This is a genomic window from Streptomyces sp. NPDC017991 (assembly GCF_044328075.1).
Taxonomy (GTDB): domain Bacteria; phylum Actinomycetota; class Actinomycetes; order Streptomycetales; family Streptomycetaceae; genus Streptomyces.
Genome location: NZ_JBIRGP010000012.1, coordinates 135,419 through 153,509, shown reverse-complemented (window position 1 = coordinate 153,509; position 18,091 = coordinate 135,419). Strand labels below are relative to the sequence as shown.

General features: G+C 71.9%; 14 protein-coding genes. 7 read left to right on the top strand and 7 right to left on the bottom strand.

Annotation, left to right across the window (positions count from 1 at the left end; genetic code table 11):
- Window positions 1–86: 86 nt before the first annotated feature.
- The 4 genes from ACH4DZ_RS31470 (at window position 87) to ACH4DZ_RS31455 (ending at window position 4,209) form a co-directional block, all read left to right on the top strand.
- A complete protein-coding gene (locus tag ACH4DZ_RS31470) occupies window positions 87–668 on the top strand; it encodes a sugar O-acetyltransferase (RefSeq protein WP_398290823.1) in 582 nt (193 codons plus the stop codon).
- Window positions 669–679: 11 nt separating this feature from the next.
- The gene (locus ACH4DZ_RS31465) at window positions 680–1,228 is read left to right on the top strand and encodes a TetR/AcrR family transcriptional regulator (RefSeq protein ID WP_398290821.1); all 549 of its coding nucleotides are present in this window, start codon (window positions 680–682) and stop codon (window positions 1,226–1,228) included.
- 80 nt (window positions 1,229–1,308) lie between these two features.
- Window positions 1,309–1,722 carry a VOC family protein gene (locus tag ACH4DZ_RS31460; protein ID WP_398290819.1) on the top strand — a complete coding sequence of 138 codons (414 nt, stop codon included), beginning with the start codon at window positions 1,309–1,311 and terminating at the stop codon, window positions 1,720–1,722.
- A 96-nt stretch (window positions 1,723–1,818) separates the two neighbouring features.
- Window positions 1,819–4,209, top strand: a complete 2,391-nt coding sequence (locus tag ACH4DZ_RS31455) for an ATP-binding cassette domain-containing protein (protein WP_398290817.1) — start codon at window positions 1,819–1,821, stop codon at window positions 4,207–4,209.
- A 49-nt stretch (window positions 4,210–4,258) separates the two neighbouring features.
- On the opposite strand, the gene ACH4DZ_RS31450 is transcribed toward ACH4DZ_RS31455, so the two are convergent.
- Entirely contained in the window at window positions 4,259–5,800 is a 1,542-nt protein-coding gene (locus ACH4DZ_RS31450; RefSeq protein ID WP_398290815.1) for an FAD-dependent monooxygenase, read from the bottom strand.
- Between the two features lie 50 nt (window positions 5,801–5,850).
- On the opposite strand from ACH4DZ_RS31450, the gene ACH4DZ_RS31445 reads away from it, so the two are divergent.
- Complete coding sequence (locus ACH4DZ_RS31445) at window positions 5,851–6,489, top strand: TetR/AcrR family transcriptional regulator C-terminal domain-containing protein (protein WP_398290813.1); 639 nt, start codon at window positions 5,851–5,853, stop codon at window positions 6,487–6,489.
- A gap of 26 nt (window positions 6,490–6,515) precedes the next feature.
- Window positions 6,516–7,139, top strand: a complete 624-nt coding sequence (locus ACH4DZ_RS31440; RefSeq protein WP_398291107.1) for a DinB family protein — start codon at window positions 6,516–6,518, stop codon at window positions 7,137–7,139.
- 259 nt (window positions 7,140–7,398) lie between these two features.
- Here the strand turns inward: ACH4DZ_RS31440 and secD are convergent, their stop codons facing one another.
- The 4 genes from secD to ACH4DZ_RS31420 form a co-directional block, all read right to left on the bottom strand.
- Window positions 7,399–9,690: a protein translocase subunit SecD gene (gene secD / locus ACH4DZ_RS31435; protein ID WP_398290811.1), complete on the bottom strand. Its 2,292-nt coding sequence runs from the start codon at window positions 9,688–9,690 to the stop codon at window positions 7,399–7,401.
- Window positions 9,691–9,760: 70 nt separating this feature from the next.
- Window positions 9,761–10,222, bottom strand: a complete 462-nt coding sequence (locus tag ACH4DZ_RS31430; RefSeq protein ID WP_398290809.1) for a hypothetical protein — start codon at window positions 10,220–10,222, stop codon at window positions 9,761–9,763.
- A gap of 147 nt (window positions 10,223–10,369) precedes the next feature.
- Entirely contained in the window at window positions 10,370–10,606 is a 237-nt protein-coding gene (locus ACH4DZ_RS31425) for a helix-turn-helix domain-containing protein (protein ID WP_398290807.1), read from the bottom strand.
- Window positions 10,606–11,103, bottom strand: a complete 498-nt coding sequence (locus tag ACH4DZ_RS31420; protein ID WP_398290805.1) for a DUF2975 domain-containing protein — start codon at window positions 11,101–11,103, stop codon at window positions 10,606–10,608. Before ACH4DZ_RS31420 ends, ACH4DZ_RS31425 begins: the two co-directional genes overlap by 1 nt.
- Before the next feature lie 220 nt (window positions 11,104–11,323).
- Between ACH4DZ_RS31420 and ACH4DZ_RS31415 the strand changes: the two genes are divergently transcribed.
- Window positions 11,324–12,529 carry a cysteine desulfurase-like protein gene (locus ACH4DZ_RS31415; RefSeq protein ID WP_398290803.1) on the top strand — a complete coding sequence of 402 codons (1,206 nt, stop codon included), beginning with the start codon at window positions 11,324–11,326 and terminating at the stop codon, window positions 12,527–12,529.
- Window positions 12,530–12,551: 22 nt separating this feature from the next.
- Here ACH4DZ_RS31415 and ACH4DZ_RS31410 read toward each other — a convergent pair whose 3' ends face one another.
- Together ACH4DZ_RS31410 and ACH4DZ_RS31405 are read right to left on the bottom strand one after the other, a co-directional pair.
- On the bottom strand, window positions 12,552–14,369 hold the full coding sequence (locus ACH4DZ_RS31410) for a hypothetical protein (protein ID WP_398290801.1): 1,818 nt from the start codon (window positions 14,367–14,369) through the stop codon (window positions 12,552–12,554).
- Complete coding sequence (locus ACH4DZ_RS31405) at window positions 14,366–18,091, bottom strand: DUF5682 family protein (protein ID WP_398290799.1); 3,726 nt, start codon at window positions 18,089–18,091, stop codon at window positions 14,366–14,368. The genes ACH4DZ_RS31410 and ACH4DZ_RS31405 overlap by 4 nt, the downstream gene beginning before the upstream one ends.

The following is an 18,091-nucleotide window of genomic DNA, read 5'->3' as shown; positions in this document are numbered from 1 at the left end:
GGAATTGTTCAGACAGGCCCTAGGGTGCGCCCCCCGACGTGCACGTCTCCCGGGTCCGGTCCGGCGGCGAGTGTACGATCGTACGCATGTCGACGGACTACTTCGCCCAGGATCCCCGTACGAACCTCGAACGCATGCTGGCGGGCGATCACTACATCGCCGACGACCCGGAGATCGTCCGCCGGTACGAGCGGGCCGTGCGGTTGGCCGCCCGCTATCAGGCCGCCTATCTCGAAGACACCGAAGGGGCCCGCCCGATCCTCGCCGAACTGCTCGGCTCCCTCGGACCCGACGTACACCTGCGACCGCCGCTGTACGTCGACTACGGCAGCAACATCACGATCGGCGCGCGCACCTTCGTCAACTACAACCTGACCGCGCTGGACGTCGCCGCGATCGTCATCGGCGAGGACTGCCAGATCGGTCCGAACGTCCAACTGCTCACCCCCACCCACCCCTTGGAGCCGGAGCCCCGGCGGGACAAGCTGGAGGCCGCGCAGCCGATCACCCTCGGGAACAACGTGTGGCTGGGGGGAGGCGCCACCGTGCTGCCCGGTGTGAGCATCGGTGACAACTCCGTCATCGGCGCCGGGTCCGTGGTGACGAGGGACGTGCCCGCCGGTGTCGTCGCCGTCGGCAACCCCGCCCGCCCGGTCCGCACCCTCTGAAGGCTCCTGCCATGGCCACCGGACACACCGACCCGCAGCGCCGCGAACGCATCATCGGCGCGACCCTCGATCTCATCGCCGAGGAGGGGATCACCGGCGTCTCCCACCGGAAGGTCGCCGTGCGCGCCGGCGTCCCGCTGGGGTCGATGACCTACCACTTCAGCGGTATGGACGAGCTGATCCGGGAGGCGTTCACCCGCTTCGCCGACCACATCGTCGCCGTCTTCGACGCCCATCTCGCGGCTCCGGCCGACCGCGACCAGGCCCGCCAGGCCGTGACGGATCTCGTCCACGCCCTGTCGGAGGGAAGCAGGCGCGACCTCGTACTCACGCAGGAGCTGTACGTTCTCGCCGCGCGCAGGCCGGTCTACCGGGAACTCACCCGTGAGTGGATGGCCCGCAGCCGCACCCATCTGGAGAAGCACTTCGACCCGGACACGGCACGCCAACTCGACGCCCTCATCGAGGGTTTGACCCTCCACCGCGCCCTGGACGACGAGCCCCAGGACCGTGCCCTGACCCTTGAGGCGATCACCCGCATCACCACCACGGACACGTGAGCCCGCCGACCGGCCGCGGGCGCCGGATCGATCAGGAATCGAGAAGCGCCGACCCCCGTGCCGCGTCTAGCGTGACTGCCATGGACGTCACCGTGCACGCCAGCTTCCTCCCGCACACCGATCCGGACGCGTCCCTGGCCTTCTACCGGGACGCCCTCGGCTTCGAGGTCCGCGACGACGTCGGGCACGGCGCCGTGCGCCGGATCACGGTCGGGGCCGCCGGCCGGGTCGGCCCGTCCATCGTCCTGGAGCCCCCGGTCACCGACCCCGGCGTCACCGAGGACGAGCGCCGCACCGTCGCGGAGATGATGGCGAAGGGCGCGTACGCGGGCATCCTCCTGGCCACCCCCGACCTCGACGCCACCTTCGAGCGGGTCAGGGCGGCGGGCAGCGGCGAGGTCGTCCAGGAGCCGGCCGAGCAGCCGTACGGTGTCCGGGACTGTGCGTTCCTCGATCCCGCGGGCAACATGATCCGCATCCAGGAACGGCGCTGAGCGCTCCGGCGGGCGCAGCAGATCACCAGAGCGATGGATCACCAGAGCAACAGATCGACAGAGCAACAGATCGACAGATCAACAGATGGAGACCTGATGAGCATGGCCCCGAGGACGGACACGCGGTCGCCCGCGCCGCACGCCGCCGACAGTCATGACCTGATCCGCGTGCACGGCGCGCGGGAGAACAACCTCAAAGACGTCAGCATCGAGATCCCCAAACGCCGACTGACCGTGTTCACCGGTGTCTCCGGGTCGGGCAAGAGCTCCCTGGTGTTCAACACGATCGCCGCCGAGTCGCAGCGGATGATCAACGAGACCTACAGCGCCTTCCTCCAGGGCTTCATGCCGACATCGGCCCGCCCCGAGGTCGACGTCCTCGACGGGCTGACCACCGTGATCACCGTCGACCAGCAGCGGATGGGCTCCGACCCGCGCTCCACCGTGGGCACCGCCACCGACGCCAACGCGATGCTGCGCATCCTCTTCAGCCGCCTCGGCGCACCGCACATCGGTCCGCCGAGCGCCTACTCGTTCAACACCGCCTCGGTCCGGGCCAGCGGTGCGATCACCGTGGAGCGCGGCGCCAAGAAGACGGTGAAGGCGACCTTCAACCGCACCGGCGGGATGTGTACGCGCTGCGAGGGCCGGGGCTCGGTCTCCGACATCGACCTCAGCCGGCTCTACGACGACTCCAAGTCCCTCGCCGAGGGCGCGTTCACCATCCCCGGCTGGAAGTCCGACAGCCAGTGGACCGTGCAGGTCTACGCCCAGTCCGGCTTCGTCGACCCGGACAAGCCGATCCGCGAGTACACCGAGAAGCAGCTGCAGGACTTCCTCTACGGGGAGCCCGTCAAGGTCAAGGTCAACGGCGTCAACCTCACCTACGAGGGGCTGATCCCGAAGTTCCAGAAGTCGTTCCTGTCCAAGGACAAGGAGTCGATGCAACCGCACATCCGGGCGTTCGTGGAGCAGGCGGTCACCTTCGCCACCTGCCCCGAGTGCGACGGCACCCGGCTCAGCGAAGGGGCCCGGTCCTCGAAGATCGGCGAAGTCGGTATCGCCGACGCCTGCGCGATGGAGATCCGCGACCTGACCGAATGGGTCCGCGGTCTCGACGAGCCGTCGGTGGCGCCACTGCTCGCCGCGCTGCAGCAGGCCCTCGACTCGTTCGTGGAGATCGGTCTCGGCTACCTCTCACTCGACCGGCCGGCGGGCACGCTGTCGGGCGGCGAGGCGCAGCGCGTCAAGATGATCCGCCACCTCGGATCCTCGCTCACCGACATCACCTACGTCTTCGACGAGCCCACCATCGGGCTGCACCCCCATGACATCCAGCGGATGAACGACCTGCTGCTGAGGCTGCGGGACAAGGGCAACACCGTGCTCGTCGTGGAGCACAAGCCCCAGACGATCGCGATCGCCGACCACGTCGTCGACCTCGGCCCCGGCGCGGGTACGGCGGGCGGCACCGTCTGCTTCGAGGGCACGGTCGAGGGGCTGCGGGCCAGTGACACGGTCACCGGCCGCCACCTCGACGACCGGGCCACCCTCAAGAAGACGCCACGCGAGCCCACCGGCTCGCTGGAGATCCGCGGCGCGACCGCGCACAACCTGCAAGGCGTCGACGTCGACATCCCCCTCGGGGTGCTCACCGTCGTCACCGGTGTCGCCGGATCCGGAAAGAGCTCGCTCGTCCACGGATCGATCCACGACGACGAGGGTGTGGTGTCGATCGACCAGGGCGCCATCCGCGGTTCCAGGCGCAGCAACCCGGCGACCTACACCGGCATGCTCGACCCGATCCGCAAGGCGTTCGCCAAGGCCAACGACGTGAAGCCGGCGCTGTTCAGCGCCAACTCCGAGGGTGCCTGCCCCACCTGCAACGGCGTGGGCGTCGTCTACACCGACCTGGCGATGATGGCCGGTGTCGCCGCTCCCTGCGAGGAGTGCGAGGGGAAGAGGTTCCAGGCCGAGGTCCTGAAGTACCACCTCGGCGGCCGTGACATCAGTGAGGTGCTCGCGATGTCCGTGACCGAGGCCGTGGAGTTCTTCGGCAAGGGCGAGTCGAGCACCCCGGCCGCGCACCGCGTCCTAGCACGCCTCGCCGACGTCGGGCTCGGCTACCTCAGCCTCGGCCAGCCGCTCACCACACTGTCCGGCGGCGAGCGTCAGCGGCTCAAGCTGGCCACCCACATGGGCGACAAGGGCGGTGTGTACGTCCTCGACGAGCCGACCACCGGCCTTCACCTCGCCGATGTCGAGCAGTTGCTCGGCCTGCTCGACCGGCTCGTCGACTCCGGCAAGTCCGTCATCGTCGTCGAGCACCACCAGGCGGTCATGGCGCACGCCGACTGGATCATCGACCTCGGCCCCGGCGCGGGCCACGACGGCGGCCGGATCGTCTTCGAAGGCACCCCGGCCGACCTGGTCGCCGCCCGCTCCACCCGCACGGGGGAGCACCTCGCGGAGTACGTGGGCGACTGAACCGTACGTCCTCGCGGCGCCGCGGCCCCGCGGCCGATGACGGGCGCGGTCAGCCGGCCGCCGGCCGGTGCGTGGTGGCGAGCGCCCGGTCCGCGGCGGCGGCCAGCGCGGTGTCGTCCGGGTCCGTACCGATCCAGGAGATGTGGCCGTCGGGGCGGATCAGGGCGGCGCGCACCGCGGCCCAGGCGGCCGGGGGCCGGTCGAGGGTCGCGGTGCACACGGTGAGCCCGGGGTGTGCCCGGCCCGCGAGGACACCTTCCGGGCGGAGGCTTTCCAGGTGGGTGTCTTCCGGGCCGAGGCCTTGAGCGGGTACGTCGCCCGTCAGGTCGAGGAGCAGGTGACTGTCCGCGCGCAACCGCCCGTGCAGGCCGCTCCCGGAGTCGGTGAAGGCCAGGTCGGGGGCGCGGCTTCCGGTGAGCGGGTGGGCCGCCGGGTCCGCGGCCGGGTAGGTGACGGCGAGCGCGGTGAGGCGTTCGGACAGCGCCCTGTCGAAGTCCGGCTGGGTGGCGATCATCTCGCTGAGGAACGACCGCAGGTCGAGGCCCTCGGGGGTGAAACCGGTCATCAGGGCCGTCTGGGCCCGACTGTGCTCCATCAGCTGGGCGCCGACGGGGTGACGCTCCGAGTGGTAGCTGTCGAGCAGGTCGTCCGGAGCCCGGCCCGCGAGGGCCGCGGCGAGCTTCCAGCCGAGGTTGTGCGCGTCCTGGATGCCGACGTTCATGCCGACGCCCCCGGTCGGGAAGTGCTGGTGGGCGGCGTCACCGGCGAGCATGACCCGGCCGCGCCGGTACTCCGCCGCCAGCCGGGTCGCGTTGCCGAAGCGGGAGAGCCACACCGGGTCGCGCATCCCGTAGTCGTCGCCGGTGATGGCGACGGCCTTGGCCCGCAGCTCCTCCAGAGTGAGGTCAGCCGGCGACTCGGTGGTGAGGCTGTCGGGACTGAGGCCGACGAGGCGATGACGCCCGCCGGGCAGCGGTGCGACCATCAGCGCGCCCTGGAGACCGAAGACACCGGACCCGGGCCGCGGCGGGCGGTCGAGAACGACATCGCCGAGCCAGCCCAGAACCGTGGAGGGCGTGCCGGGAAAGTCGATACCGGCGGCCGTGCGCACGGTACTGCGGGTGCCGTCGCACCCGACGAGGTACGCCGCCCGCAGCTCGTACGGCCCGTCCGGCCCCTGCACCTGTACGGTCACCGACCCCGCGTCCTCGGTGAACCCGCCGACGCGGTGCCCGCGCACGATCGTGGCGCCGAGCGCGAGCGCGTGCTCCTCCAGCAGTTCCTCGGTACGGGCCTGGGGCAGCGCGAGGGTGTACGGGAACGGGGTGTCCAGCGCCCCGAAGTCGAGCCGCCGGTCGAGCATGGCGAAATGCCCGGCCGGTATCCGCAGGCCCTCCGCGAGGAAGGGCTTGTGCACGTCGCGTGAGGCGAGGATCTCGATGGTCCGCGGATGGATGGTGAGCGCCTTGGAGCGCGGGTCGACGTCGGCCCGCTCCTCGACGACGGTGACGGCGACCCCGCCCAGCCGCAGTTCGGCGGCCAGCCACAGCCCGACCGGACCGCCGCCCGCGATGACAACCTGCTGTTCCATGCATTCTCCTAGGTCAGTGACCAATAACGTGTCCGCAGTAAACTAGGTCAATGACCAATAGGCAAGCGAGTGAGGGCCGGGCCCCTCGGCTGGACCCCGCGACGGTGATCCGGGCCGCGCTGAAACTGCTGGACGAGAAGGGCCTGGACGCCCTGTCCACCCGGGCGGTCGCCGACCGGCTCGGCGTACGCATGAACACCGTGCTCTGGCACGTGAAGACCAAGGCCCGGATGCTGGAGTTGATGGCGGACGCCGTCGTCGGCGGGGCCCCGCTCGACGGGCTTCCGGACGACTGGGACGAACGCGTCCGCGAACTCGCCCGCCGGTACCGCCGCGCCCTGCTCGCCCACCGCGACGGCGCCGCACTCGTGGTCGGTACGTTCGCGGCCGAACCGCACACCTTGGGTTTCGCGGACGCGCTGGTGACCGCGCTGCTGGACGGCGGTCTCGACGACCGGGACGCCGCCTGGACCACGTGGACGATCATCTACCTCGCCCTCGGTCTCACCCAGGAGGAACAGTCGGCGCCTCAACGGCCCCTGAACGACGGCCTGGCGAACGCGGTTTCCAGGACCGCCCACCCGGCCCTCCACCGCGTCCTCCGCCACCTCGACGAGCGATCCTTCGACGAGCGCTTCGAGTTCGGACTGTCCGCGGTCATCGCGCGAGCGGGAGACTCGACCTCATGAACACACTGGATCCCGACGCCGGTCACATGACCGATCCCGAGGCCGCTCCCAAGACCGATCCCGAGGCTGCTCCCAAGGCCGACCTGCACTTCTACCTGCAGTCCGCCCGCGATGCCCTGCTGTGGAAGCTCGAAGGGCTCTCGGAGTACGACATCCGCCGCCCGTCGACACCGACCGGAACCAACCTCCTGGGCCTCGTCAAACACGTGGCCGGCGTGGAGTCGGGCTACCTCGGCGACACCTTCGGACGGCCGTCCGGCGAGTCGCTGCCCTGGCTTGAGGACGGCGCCGAGACCAACGCGGACATGTGGGCCGCCGCCGAAGAGTCACGCGAGCACATCGTGGACCTCTACCGCCGGACCTGGGCACACGCGGACGCGACGATCGACGCACTCGCCCTGGGCACGGTCGGCCGGGTGCCGTGGTGGCCGAGCGAGAGGAACGAGGTGACCCTGCACCACGCCGTCGTGCGCGTGATCGCCGATACGCACCGGCACGCCGGCCATGCCGACATCCTCCGCGAACTCATGGACGGCTCGGTCGGCATGGACAAGGGCAACGGCAGTATGGCGACGGGTGATTCGGCGTGGTGGGAGGAGTACCGGAGCCGGCTGGAGCGCGCGGCCCAGGAGGCCGAACGGAACATGTGACGCACAGCCGTACCGCTCTACCGGCTGTCAGTGCGGCCCGGCACAATCACCTCCATGACGATCAGCACGAGCGAGACGCCCACGCACGGCACCCCCGGCGCCCGCGCCCGGGGATAACACGGCCTCCCTGGAGGCGGACGCCCGGGGAAAGGTGGTGCACCGTACTCCGGCGAAGTGCCCCCGAGGCCGGTGACCACAAGGCTCCATGGAGCCTTGTGGTCCGGATACGGGAACGGTCTGGCACCGCGCGGTCCGGCCCCTACCGCAAGCCCCGTTTCCGTGTGCCGGGCGGCGGGTTGTGGCGGGCGTGGAGTTCGATGGCCAGGGGTGCGGCCGTGAACATCGAGGAGTACGTGCCGACGACGATGCCGATGAGCAGGGCGAGCGCGAAGTCGGTCAGGGAGTCGCCGCCCAGCAGGGTGAGGGCGGCGAGGATGAACACGGCTCCCATACCGGTGTTGACCGTCCGGGGGAGGGTCTGCAGGATCGCCGTGTTGGTGAGCACCGGGAAGGGGGTCCCCTTTCGTTCGTCACCGGGGCCGTCGGTCCGGTCGGCGGCCGACAGTTCCCTGATCCGGTCGAAGACGACGACGGAGTCGTTGACCGAGTAACCGATCACCGTCAGCAGCGCGGCGAGGAACACTCCGTCGACCGGCTTGCCGAGCCAGGCGAAGACGCCGATGAGGATCACGGTGTCGTGGACCATCGCGGCGACCGCGGACGCCCCGAAAGCCCACCGGAAGCGGACCGCGAGATACAGCAGTTGCGCGGCCAGGGCCGACGCGAGGGCGATGAGGGCTCCCCGGCGCAGTTCGTCCCCGAGGCTGGGACCGATGAGCTCGTCGCGGATCTTCTCGGCACCGCCCGCGAGATCGCCGACCGCCTTGTCCACCTTCGCCGCCTCGGCGTCGGTCAGCTGATCGGTGCGTACCGAGAGATCGCCGTCGCCGGAGGTCTGCACGACGGCGCGGGGCAGGCCCGCGTCGGCCAGCGCGGCCCGGGCGCGGTCGGCGTCGACCGGGGCGGAGGCGGTGTACTCCATGAGCCGTCCGCCGGTGAACTCGACGCCGAAGTCCAGCCCCCTGACCGCGATGCCCGAGGTGGCCAGGACGAGGGCGACGGCGGATGCCGCCAGCCAGGTGCGCCCGCGCCGCATCAGGTCCGGGTCGCGGCGGGTGAGCCAGTCGCGGACCTTCCCGGTGTCCGCGATGCCGGTGAGCCGGGGACGGCGTCGTACGGATCGCCGGGCGACCGCGTGGTCGGCGAGGACCCGGGTGATGACCAGGGCGCTGAGCATGGAGGCGAGTACGCCGATGCCCAGGGTGACGCCGAAGCCTCGCACCGGCCCGGAAGCGAGGAGGAAGAGCAGACCGGCGGCGATGAGGGTCGTGATGTTGGAGTCGGCGATGGCACTGAAGGCATTGCGGAATCCCGAGTTGAGGGCCGAGCGCAGGCCCTTGCGACGGGCCGCGTACTCCTCACGGGCCCGTTCGAAGACGAGCACGTTGGCGTCGACTGCCATACCGATGGCCAGGACGAACCCCGCGAGCCCCGGGAGGGTGAGGGTGGCGCCGAGCGCGGCCAGAGCGGCGTAGGAGATGACTCCGTAACAGGCCAGGGCCAGGGCGGCCAGGGCACCGAGGAGCCGGTAGACGGCGATGATGAACAGGGAGGTCAGCGCGGTGCCGATGACAGCGGCCCGGGCGCTGGCCTCGATGGCGGTGGCGCCCAGCGTGGGGCCGACGGTGCGCTGTTCGAGGGTCTCGACCGGTACCGGCAGGGCTCCGCCGTTGATCAGCAGGCCCAGTTCGCGGGCTTCCTCCCGGCTGAACGAGCCGGTGATCCGGGTGGACCCTCCGGCGATGCCCGTACGGCAGGCCACGGACGAGTCGACCTGCGGGGAGGAGATGACCTTGTCGTCCAGGACGATGGCCACGCGGCGGGCCGGGTCGCCGGCCGGGTGGCACGCGGCCCTGCCGGTCAACTCGGCCCAGGCGTCGCCCGCACCCTTGAACTCGATGCCGACGAACCAGCCGGCCCCGGTCTGCGGGTCGATACGCGCCTCGGCACTGTCGACGTCCGCGCCGGTGAGCGCCGACGGGCCCAGGCGTACGGGGTGACCGGACTCGTCGGAGTCGACTGTGCCGGGATCCGTGCCGGTCCCTGTGCCGGTCTCTGTGCCTGGATCCGTGCCTGGATCCGCGCTGAGGACGGGGTGGAAGGTCAGTTGGGCGGTGCGGCCGAGGACGTCGGCGGCTTCGCTCGGGTCCTGGACACCGGGCAGCTCGACGATGATGCGGTTGTCCCCGGAACGGGCGATGGTGGGCTCGGAGACGCCGAGCGCGTCGATGCGGTGGCGCAGAACTTCCAGCGTTCGGTCGGTGGCTTCGGAGTCGGCTTCGGCGGTGGGGGAGTCCCGGGTCTCCAGGACGATCTGGGTTCCGCCGCGCAGGTCGAGCCCGAGGCGGACCGGGACGGTCAGGGTGATGTAGAGCGACAGGGCCAGGACGGCCAGGGCGAAGAACGCCCGCACGCGGACGGCGCGCGTCATGGGTGCCTCCAACAGGCATACCGCACCCGGGAAAGGGGCGCGGTGGAGATCGACTGTCGACTGGGTGACGTCAGATGCCGGTGGGAGGCGGCGGGCCGCGCCCGCTGTGCCGCTCGTAATGCTGTGCAGGTGTGAAGGCGCCGAGTGCGGTCGGCGGCGGCAGCCCTGGTTTCGGCAGGGGGACCACGAGGCCGGGTGGGACCGACACCCCGCCGGGAGGCGGCGCGTGCCACTCGCCCGCGGTGACCCGGCCCGCGCGGGGCGGCTGGCCGCAGGCGGTGGCGCAGGTGTCGTCGACACCGGTGTGGGTGTCGGCCTTGGCCTTGGCTTTTGCGGGTGCGGGTGCGGGTGCGGGTGCCGGGCCGTGGTGTGCGGTGACCGCGACCGATGTCAGTGTGTCGGAGGAGGCCGCGGCGGGGTCGCCCTGGAGGCCGAGTACGCCGAGGAGGGTGAACAGCGCCGCCAGCAGTACGCCGGTGACGGGAGGCCGGTGCCGGGCGGTGGGCGAGGCCGTGCGGATGTGCTCTGCCATGACCCGCCCCCTCCCTGACCCGACTCCGACCGACCGCGGCCCGGCCGACAGAGAGCGGCCTTCAAGGACAACGCACGGGGAACGCACAAGGTTCACGCGGACCGGCACGGATGGCGAATCACGGATGACGGATGGCGGATGAAGGAGTCAGGTGCGGGACGCCTGACTGTCGGCGTCGGCGTCCGGTACCCAGCGCAGCACATCACCGGGCTGGCAGTCGAGCGTGCGGCAGATCGCGTCGAGGGTCGTGAACCGCACCGCCTTCGCGCGGCCGTTCTTGAGCACGGCGATGTTGGCGGGCGTGATGCCGACGGCGGCGGCGAACTCACCGACCGACAGATTGTGCCGGGCGAGCTGGACGTCGAGGTCGACGATGATCCCCATCAGACGACCCCGGCGATCTCGGTCTCCAGGTCCGTCGCCTTGCGCAGGAGTCCGCGCATGATGACGGTGAGCATCGCGAACGCCGCTCCCACGCCGACAGCCATGACCGTGGCGCCCAGGACTCCGAGGAGCTCCATGCCATCGTCCGGAGTGGGAATGTCGGCCAGGAGGATATGCACGGCGACCCCGCCGGCCAACAGCGTCGCCACGACCGAGGACCCGATGACGATATCGACCCAGCGGAAGGCGAGCGCCGTGAAGATCGCGTCACGTTGGACCATGTCGAGCAGCATCCACACCGCGAAGAGGGCGACCTGGACACAGGCGACGCCGATGATCGCCATCGTCACATAGGGCGTGGCGAACGGGCCGTAGGGCGGAAAACGCTCGACCTCATCGGCCGCCGTCGTCGGAATGACCACGATCTGGCCGAAGAGCCCGACCGCGACCGTCGTGAGGATGCCGACCCGGAGTACGGCTATGAAGAGTTGATGCATGTATCGATTATCGATCGGTATCGATCGAAAATCAATCGATCTCCCGGATTTCGTGGAGTGCTCTGATGCGTGAGCACCTCAGGGCACTGCAGCGGACCCCAGAGGGGCCTCTTGTGGCAGGCGTGGTGAACGATCACGATGCAGGGGCGGCCGGGCTCGATGGGCAGGGCCGGCCCAGAGCACAGCCGGTTGGCCCGGCATGGCACCGACAGGAGCATTCGTGACGTACGACATCACCGCCCTCCGCGCCCAGTTCCCGGCGCTGAGCGCCGGAGTCGCCCACTTCGACGGTCCCGGCGGTACCCAGACCCCGCAGCCCGTCATCCGGGCGATCGCCGACGCGATGGGGCAGCCGCTGTCCATCCGGGGCCGGATGACGCCGGGGGAGCGCAACGCCGAGGCCATCGTCACCAGGACCCGACAGGCCCTGGCCGACTTTCTGGGAGCGCGGCCGGAGGGGATCGTCTTCGGCCGCAGCGCCACCCAGCTCACCTACGACTTCGCTCGCACCCTCTCCAGGACCTGGGCGCCCGGTGACGAGGTGGTCGTCACCCGACTCGACCACGACGCCAACATCCGCCCCTGGATCCAGGCCGCCGAACAGGCCGGCGCCACCGTGCGCTGGGCCGACTTCGATCCCGCCACCGGAGAGCTGACCGCCGACGACATGCGCGCCGTACTGTCCCCGCGGACCCGGCTGGTGGCCGTCACCGCCGCCTCCAACCTGATCGGCACCCGCCCCCCGATCGCCGAGATCTGCGGCCTGGCACACGAGGCCGGAGCGCTCACCTACGTCGACGGTGTCCACCACGCCGCCCACGCGCTGGTCGATGTGGAGGAGTTGGGCGCGGACTTCTTCGTCTGCTCCCCGTACAAGTTCTTCGGCCCCCACCACGGAGTACTCGCCGCCCGGCCGGAGTTGCTGGAGACACTGCGTCCTGACAAACTCCTGCCCTCCACCGACGTGGTCCCCGAACGCTTCGAACTGGGCACCCTGCCTTATGAGTTCCTCGCGGGCACGCAGGCGGCCGTCGACTTCCTCGCCAACCTGGACACCGACGCCACCGGGACGCGGCGGCAGCGTCTCGCCTCGGCCTTCACGGCACTCGAAGCACACGAGCAGACCTTGCGCACACAGCTCGACAAGGGGCTGACCGCGCTCCGAGGAGTCCAGGTCCACTCCAGGGCGGTCGACCGCACACCCACCGTGCTGCTCACCTTCGAGGGCCGGTCGACGGCGGAGGCGTACAGCTTCCTCGCGGAGCGCGGTGTCCACGCCCCGGCGGGGTCCTTCTACGCGATCGAGGCCTCCCGCCGTCTCGGCCTCGGCGACACCGGCGGCCTCCGGATCGGTCTCGCTCCCTACAGCAGCGCGGAGGACATCGAGCGGTTCCTGGCGGGCCTGGCCGAGTTCCTGTCGCTCTGAAGGGCCTGTCCGGCCACCCTTCTCAGGAGGCGCCCCACGCAGCGGCGCACAGCGCCCGGTCCACCTCCTCGGTGTAGTGGGCCGCCGCGAGCCAGGCGCGGGCGAACCGGTTGAGGTCGGCGGGGACGAGGCGGCCGAAGACATCCCGGGACCGGTCCGCGGCGGCGGCGTGGAGTTCGTCGAGGAGGTCTCCGGCACAGGCGAAGCCGTAACGGCTCAGGCGACTGCTGTCGGCAGCACTGTCACCGGAGAAGGCGAGCACGCGACGGCCCGCCGAGGCCGCCTGATGGACACGGCGTCGCAGGAGATGCAGCGGTGCCTCGTCGAGGGGGGAACCCTCGGCGGTAGGTGTAGGTGCCATCCCGGGAGCGGGCAGGTCCGCGTGCTGAAGGCGGTCGAGGCCCAGGTCGACATGGGCACCGGCAGCACTGGGGTGGCCGGCGGCGACCAGGAGCGCCCGGGGCACGGGAGAGGGGTCGAGGCGGGCGACGACGCGCAAGCGGGTGCCCGGAGCGGTCGCGAGGAGACGGAGGTTGTCGCGGTAGGGCAGCGCGGGGTGGTCGTGCGCGGCGGCCAGACGGAGAGTCAGGCCCTCGCAGTCGGCGAGCAGACAGTCGCCCGCCGCCTCCCGGATCGTCCCGGTGAGGGTCACATCGAGGAACAGCAGTCCCTCCCCGCCGGTCAGGGCACGAGACACCTGTTCGGCGACCGGCGCCGCCCACAGCCGGTCGAGAGGAGCCTCGCTCCAGGCGGCCCCCGCCGCACGCACGGCCCGCACGCCCGCACCCGCGCCCAGTCGGCCCGTCGGGGAGACGGTCGCGCCGGACACGGCGAGCCCGGCCCGCGACAGCTCGCGGTGGGTGAGAGCCGTGTCGCCGACACGCACAGCCCGGTCGGCCGCGCCCACGGCCCGGCCGGAACCGCCCGGGGCGACATCGGAGACCGTGTAGAGCCTGCCTTCGGCGTCGGCGGTCCAGGTGACCGCTCCCGCGTAACCGGTCGCCGTCAGGACGGGCTCGGAGAACAGCCCGTACAACCGCAGGGATCCGTCCGGAGCGTAGGGCTGCCGTGCGGTGCCGCGCAGGTCGGCGAGTTCGGCGCCGGTGGCGTCCGGAAGGCGACGGGCTGTCATGAGGACGTCCCGGAGAGCCGCGGTGAGGTCGGTGAGGCGGTACGCCGGGTCGGCGCTCCGAGCTGCACGGAGTTGGGTGACCACGGAGACCGCCGAGCCGGCGAGCCTGGGCAGGCCACCGACCCGTGCGGTGTGCGCGGCGCGCAGCAACTCCGCCTGCAGTACGGCCCCGGCCCCGTCCGTGCCGGCTTCGAGTACGGCGGCCGTGGCGTCGTACAGGGCCAGCGCGGCGGTGCGCTGCTCGGGAGTGGCGGGGGTGGTGGGGGCGGTGGCGGTGGCGGTCTCGGAATGCGCCGCTGGTCCGGGGGCAGTTTCGGGTGTCGATCCGGCGCCGGTGCCCGGGCCGGACTCGGATCCTGGCTCAGGCTCAGGCTCAGGCTCAGGCTCCGCATCCGCATCCGTATCCGGCCCGGGCTCGGGCTCGGCGATTGGTGCGGCCGAGGCGGCAGCCGCGCGGTGCAGGCAGTCCGGTGCCAGCAGGCAGCCGCAACGGATCGCGTCCGCGCTGGTCACGCTGCCGCCGGGAGCGTGCAGTTCGAGGTGGGTGTCGTCGTCGACGGCGATGCGTACGGTGTCGCCGTCGCGCACGCACGGGCGGTCCGCGAGCTTGGTGACGCCGGCGTCCAGCCGCTTACGGAGGCGGGGGGTGAGCCCCTCCACGAGTGCGGCGGTCACGGACGGGGCGACCGGAGGCAGGTCGAGGCTCAAGAGACTTTCTCCCCTACCCAGCGGGCGAGTTCGAGCGGGCTGAGGGCGGCGACGGGCATGCCCGCGGCGACGAGTTGTCCGGCGACACCGGTCGAGTACCGGGGGCGGCCGGTGTCGTCGAGACTCGCGCAGCCCAGGACATGGCAGCCCGCCCCGACGAGGCTGCGGACCTCGGCGAGCAGACCACCGAGGGGATACCCCTCCTCGAAGTCGCTGACGACCACGACGAGGGTGCGGGACGGCACGGTCACGAGCTCACGTGCATGGCGCAACCCCGCGGCGATGTGGGTGCCGCCGCCCACACTGACCTCAAGCAGCAGCGACAACGGATCGTCGACATGACCGGTGAGGTCGATCACCTCCGTGGAGAAGGCCAGGAAGTGCGTGGACAGGGTCGGTACGCCCGCCAGGACCGAAGCCGTGAGGGCGGCCCAGACCGTCGAGGCCTCCATGGACCCGGATACGTCGGTGACCAGGATCAGCCGCCAGTCCGCGGCGCGTTTGGCGCGCGAGCGGAAGACGGGGTGCTCCGGAATGACCTGGACGGTCCCGTCCGGGCCGCGGCGTGCCGTCGCGAGGTTGGCGCGCAGCGTGCGGGACAGGTCGAGTCCGCCGCCCGGCCGTCGGCTGGGGCGCGGCAGGGTCGTGCCGTGCAGGGCGGGACGCAGACGCGTGGCCAGTTCCCGGGTCAGCGCCTCGACCAGACGGCGGACCAGTGGGCGCAGGGCGGCCAGTCGTGCCTCGGGCAGTCCTCCCGCGTGCCGGAGCACGGTACGCAGCAGGTCGACGGAGGGCCGCACGCTCTGCGGATCGAGTTCGGCCAGCACGTCCTTGCGGCCCGACGCGGCGGCAGCCGCGAGCACTTCCTCCCGGATGCCCGGGCCGAAAAGGGCGGCGAGTTCCTCGGACCACTCGCGCACACCCGGGTACGAAGCCTCGCGGCCGCCGCGTGAGCCCGGCGTCAGCCCGCCCCTGCTGCCCTCGCCGCGTCCGCTGCCGTACAGCTCGTCCAGCGCGGTCGCCAACGCCGAAGCAGAGGACGGCAGTTGATCCGTACGGCGTCCGAGCACGAGCCGCCAGCGGTCGGCGGCCCCGAGGACGCGCTCCTCGGGAACCGGCTCGTCGGGCTTGTGCGGTGCGGGGGTCTCCGCCGTTGGTACGGGCTTGTCCACGGGGGGCGGTGGCAGCAGCCCGAGCGTGCGCAGGGCGGCGCGGGCCGCGAGGTCGGCGCGGGTCCAGGTGGCGAGCGCGACGGGGTCGACGCCGCCGGTGTCGCTCAGCCGCGTGGTGGCGAGGCGCTCCTCGACGATGTCGAGCAGCCGGTCGCGGGCCGCGGGACTGAGCGCGTCGAAGCCTCCCCGGAGGGCGGGCAGCCGATCGAGCAGGTCCCGGTCGGGCATCTCGATCACACGGTTGAGCAGTGGCTCCAGGGCGGGAGCCGCCGCCTCCAGCAGCGGACCGGCGGCGGTCAGCACGCCGACGAGGCGATCGGTGAGGGCGGAGCGGGCCTCGGGGGTGCCGGCCCCGTCGACCCAGGAGGCGATCCGATCGCCGAGAGCGTGTGGATCCTCGTGTCCGAGGAGCACTCGTACGGCCCCGGCGGCACCGCGCATCAGCGGGGAGCCGTCGGCGGCCAGCCGGGCGAGTGCGTCGGCGAGCCGTATGCCGCCCAAGAGGTCGGCGCGATGGGCGAGTTCGACCAGCGCGTGCGCGTCGGCAGGCTCCTCGGAGCCGGTGAGGCCGTCGACCTGCCGCACGGCCGCGGTGGTCAGCGCCTCGGCCACGGCGGCCGTCGTGGCGGTCCGTTCCTCGTCGGCATCGAGTCCCGCGACATGACCGGTCCGCAGGCGGTCCAACAGGGCCAGGGCGCCGAGGAGTTCCGGCAGCGTGGCGGACCGGGGGAGCACGTCACGGACCTCGGTGAGGCGTTCGTCGGTGAGGGTCGGCAGGCCGCACTCCGCCGCCTGCCGAAGCCCTTGCAAGGTCTGTGCGGCCGTGGGCCCGCCCTCGTCCTGCTCGGCCCGCCGCCGTTCACGCAGCAGACCTTCGGCGGCCTGCGCCGGGGTGACTCCGCGGACACCGGCCGCGCTCAGCATGGCCGCTGTGGCAGGTGTCCAGCGCACCTCCCAGCGCGAGGTCAGGGCCTCCGTGCCGCCGGCGCCGACGGACTCCCTGGGCTCGCCGTACGGCACACCGCACACGGTCAGGCGGTGCAGCAGCAGTTCGCGGCGGCGGTCCAGGCCGGAGCGCAGCGGGTCCAGTCGCAGCTCCCGAGTGGCGTCCGTGCCATGGCTGTCGGGACCGGGCAGCCGCACCGCCGCCAACTCGGCCTCCACCGCCGGAGCCAGTCCGCTGCGGGGTGCTCCGGGTGCCGGACGGCCGCCCCGCTTTCCCACGAGCACCCGCTCCATCGCCCGCGCCACGGCCCGGCCGCGCCCGTAAGGCTCGCCCTGCGTGAGTACCGTCTGCACCGCCTCGACCAGTTCGCCGCGGCCTGCCGCGGGCAGGCCGCGCAGCCGGGCGAGATCTCCGGCGAGGCGGCTGATCTCCCGGGCCTCGGCGGGGCCCGACGGGTGGCCCATGGTGCGCAGTTCGGCGCAGACCTGTACGGCGGCGCGTGTCAGGGACTCCTCCAGTGCGACCGGATCGCCCGCCGCGCGCAGCACCAGGTGCTGCCATTCCGGGTCCCGGATCCCCGCCGGATAGCCGGACCGCTCGTCGAGCAGGGCGTAGGTGTAGGGGATGAGGGAGGTCGTCCAAGCCCCCGAGGCGCCGGTCGCGATGCGGCCGGAAACGGGCGACGGCCTTCTCACGCCTTTATCCGGTGACGCCTGAGATGTCGACGACGTCGATGACGTCAAGGACGCAGGAGAGGCCGAGGACGCCGGTGAGGCCGAGGGTGCCGGTGACGTCAACGCCGCGGCGTGGAAGGCGCCGACGACCACGGCGGCACGTTCGCCGTTCGCGGTGGCTGCGGCCAGCCGGGCGCGCATCCACTCCTCGCGCCGAAGGTCCAGCTCGGGCACGCCTCCCGAGGCCGACGCCTCCTCGCGCAGCGCCCAGCCCGTCAGGAGCGCGGCGCGCCGCAGTGCTTCGGGAGGTGAGCCCGGGGCGGCGGCCTCGACGAGACGGTCCCAGAGATCATCACCGGTACGGCCGGTCAGCCGCGCGCGCAGGGCGCTGACGAGGCCCGCCGCGGCCTCGGCGGCCGGTGCGGGCGCGGAACTCCCGGTCGGCAGCGGGGCCGGGGACCGGCCCGTACCCTCGGGGCCCTCCATACCTTCGTGGCCCTCCGTACCCTCCTGCCCCTCCTCCTGACCGTCGTGCGGGCGTGCGGGGTCGGGTCGGCCGGTGCTCCACGCCCGGTCCGCGAGCGGCAGGTCGCAGGCGACGACCGGCACGTCGTGCCGCGCGGCCCAGCGCACGGCGGCCAGTTCGGGCGAGAAGTCGGCGAACGGATAGAAGGCCGGGCCCCGGCCGCCGCCCCCGTCGCGGGGAGCGGCGGCGAGGGCGACCGGTGCCCGCGTCTCCTCGTGGCTGAGCCACGGCAGCCATTCCTGCATCTCGTCGGGGAGTTCGACGAGCAGGACATCCGGCTGGGCAGCGTCCAGCAGGGCGGGCACGGCCGCGGCCAACGAGGGCGCGTGATGCCGTACGCCGATGAGATAGGGCGCCGCCGGGTCGGTGAGAGCCGCGACGGCTTCCTCGGGGGAGAGGGGCAC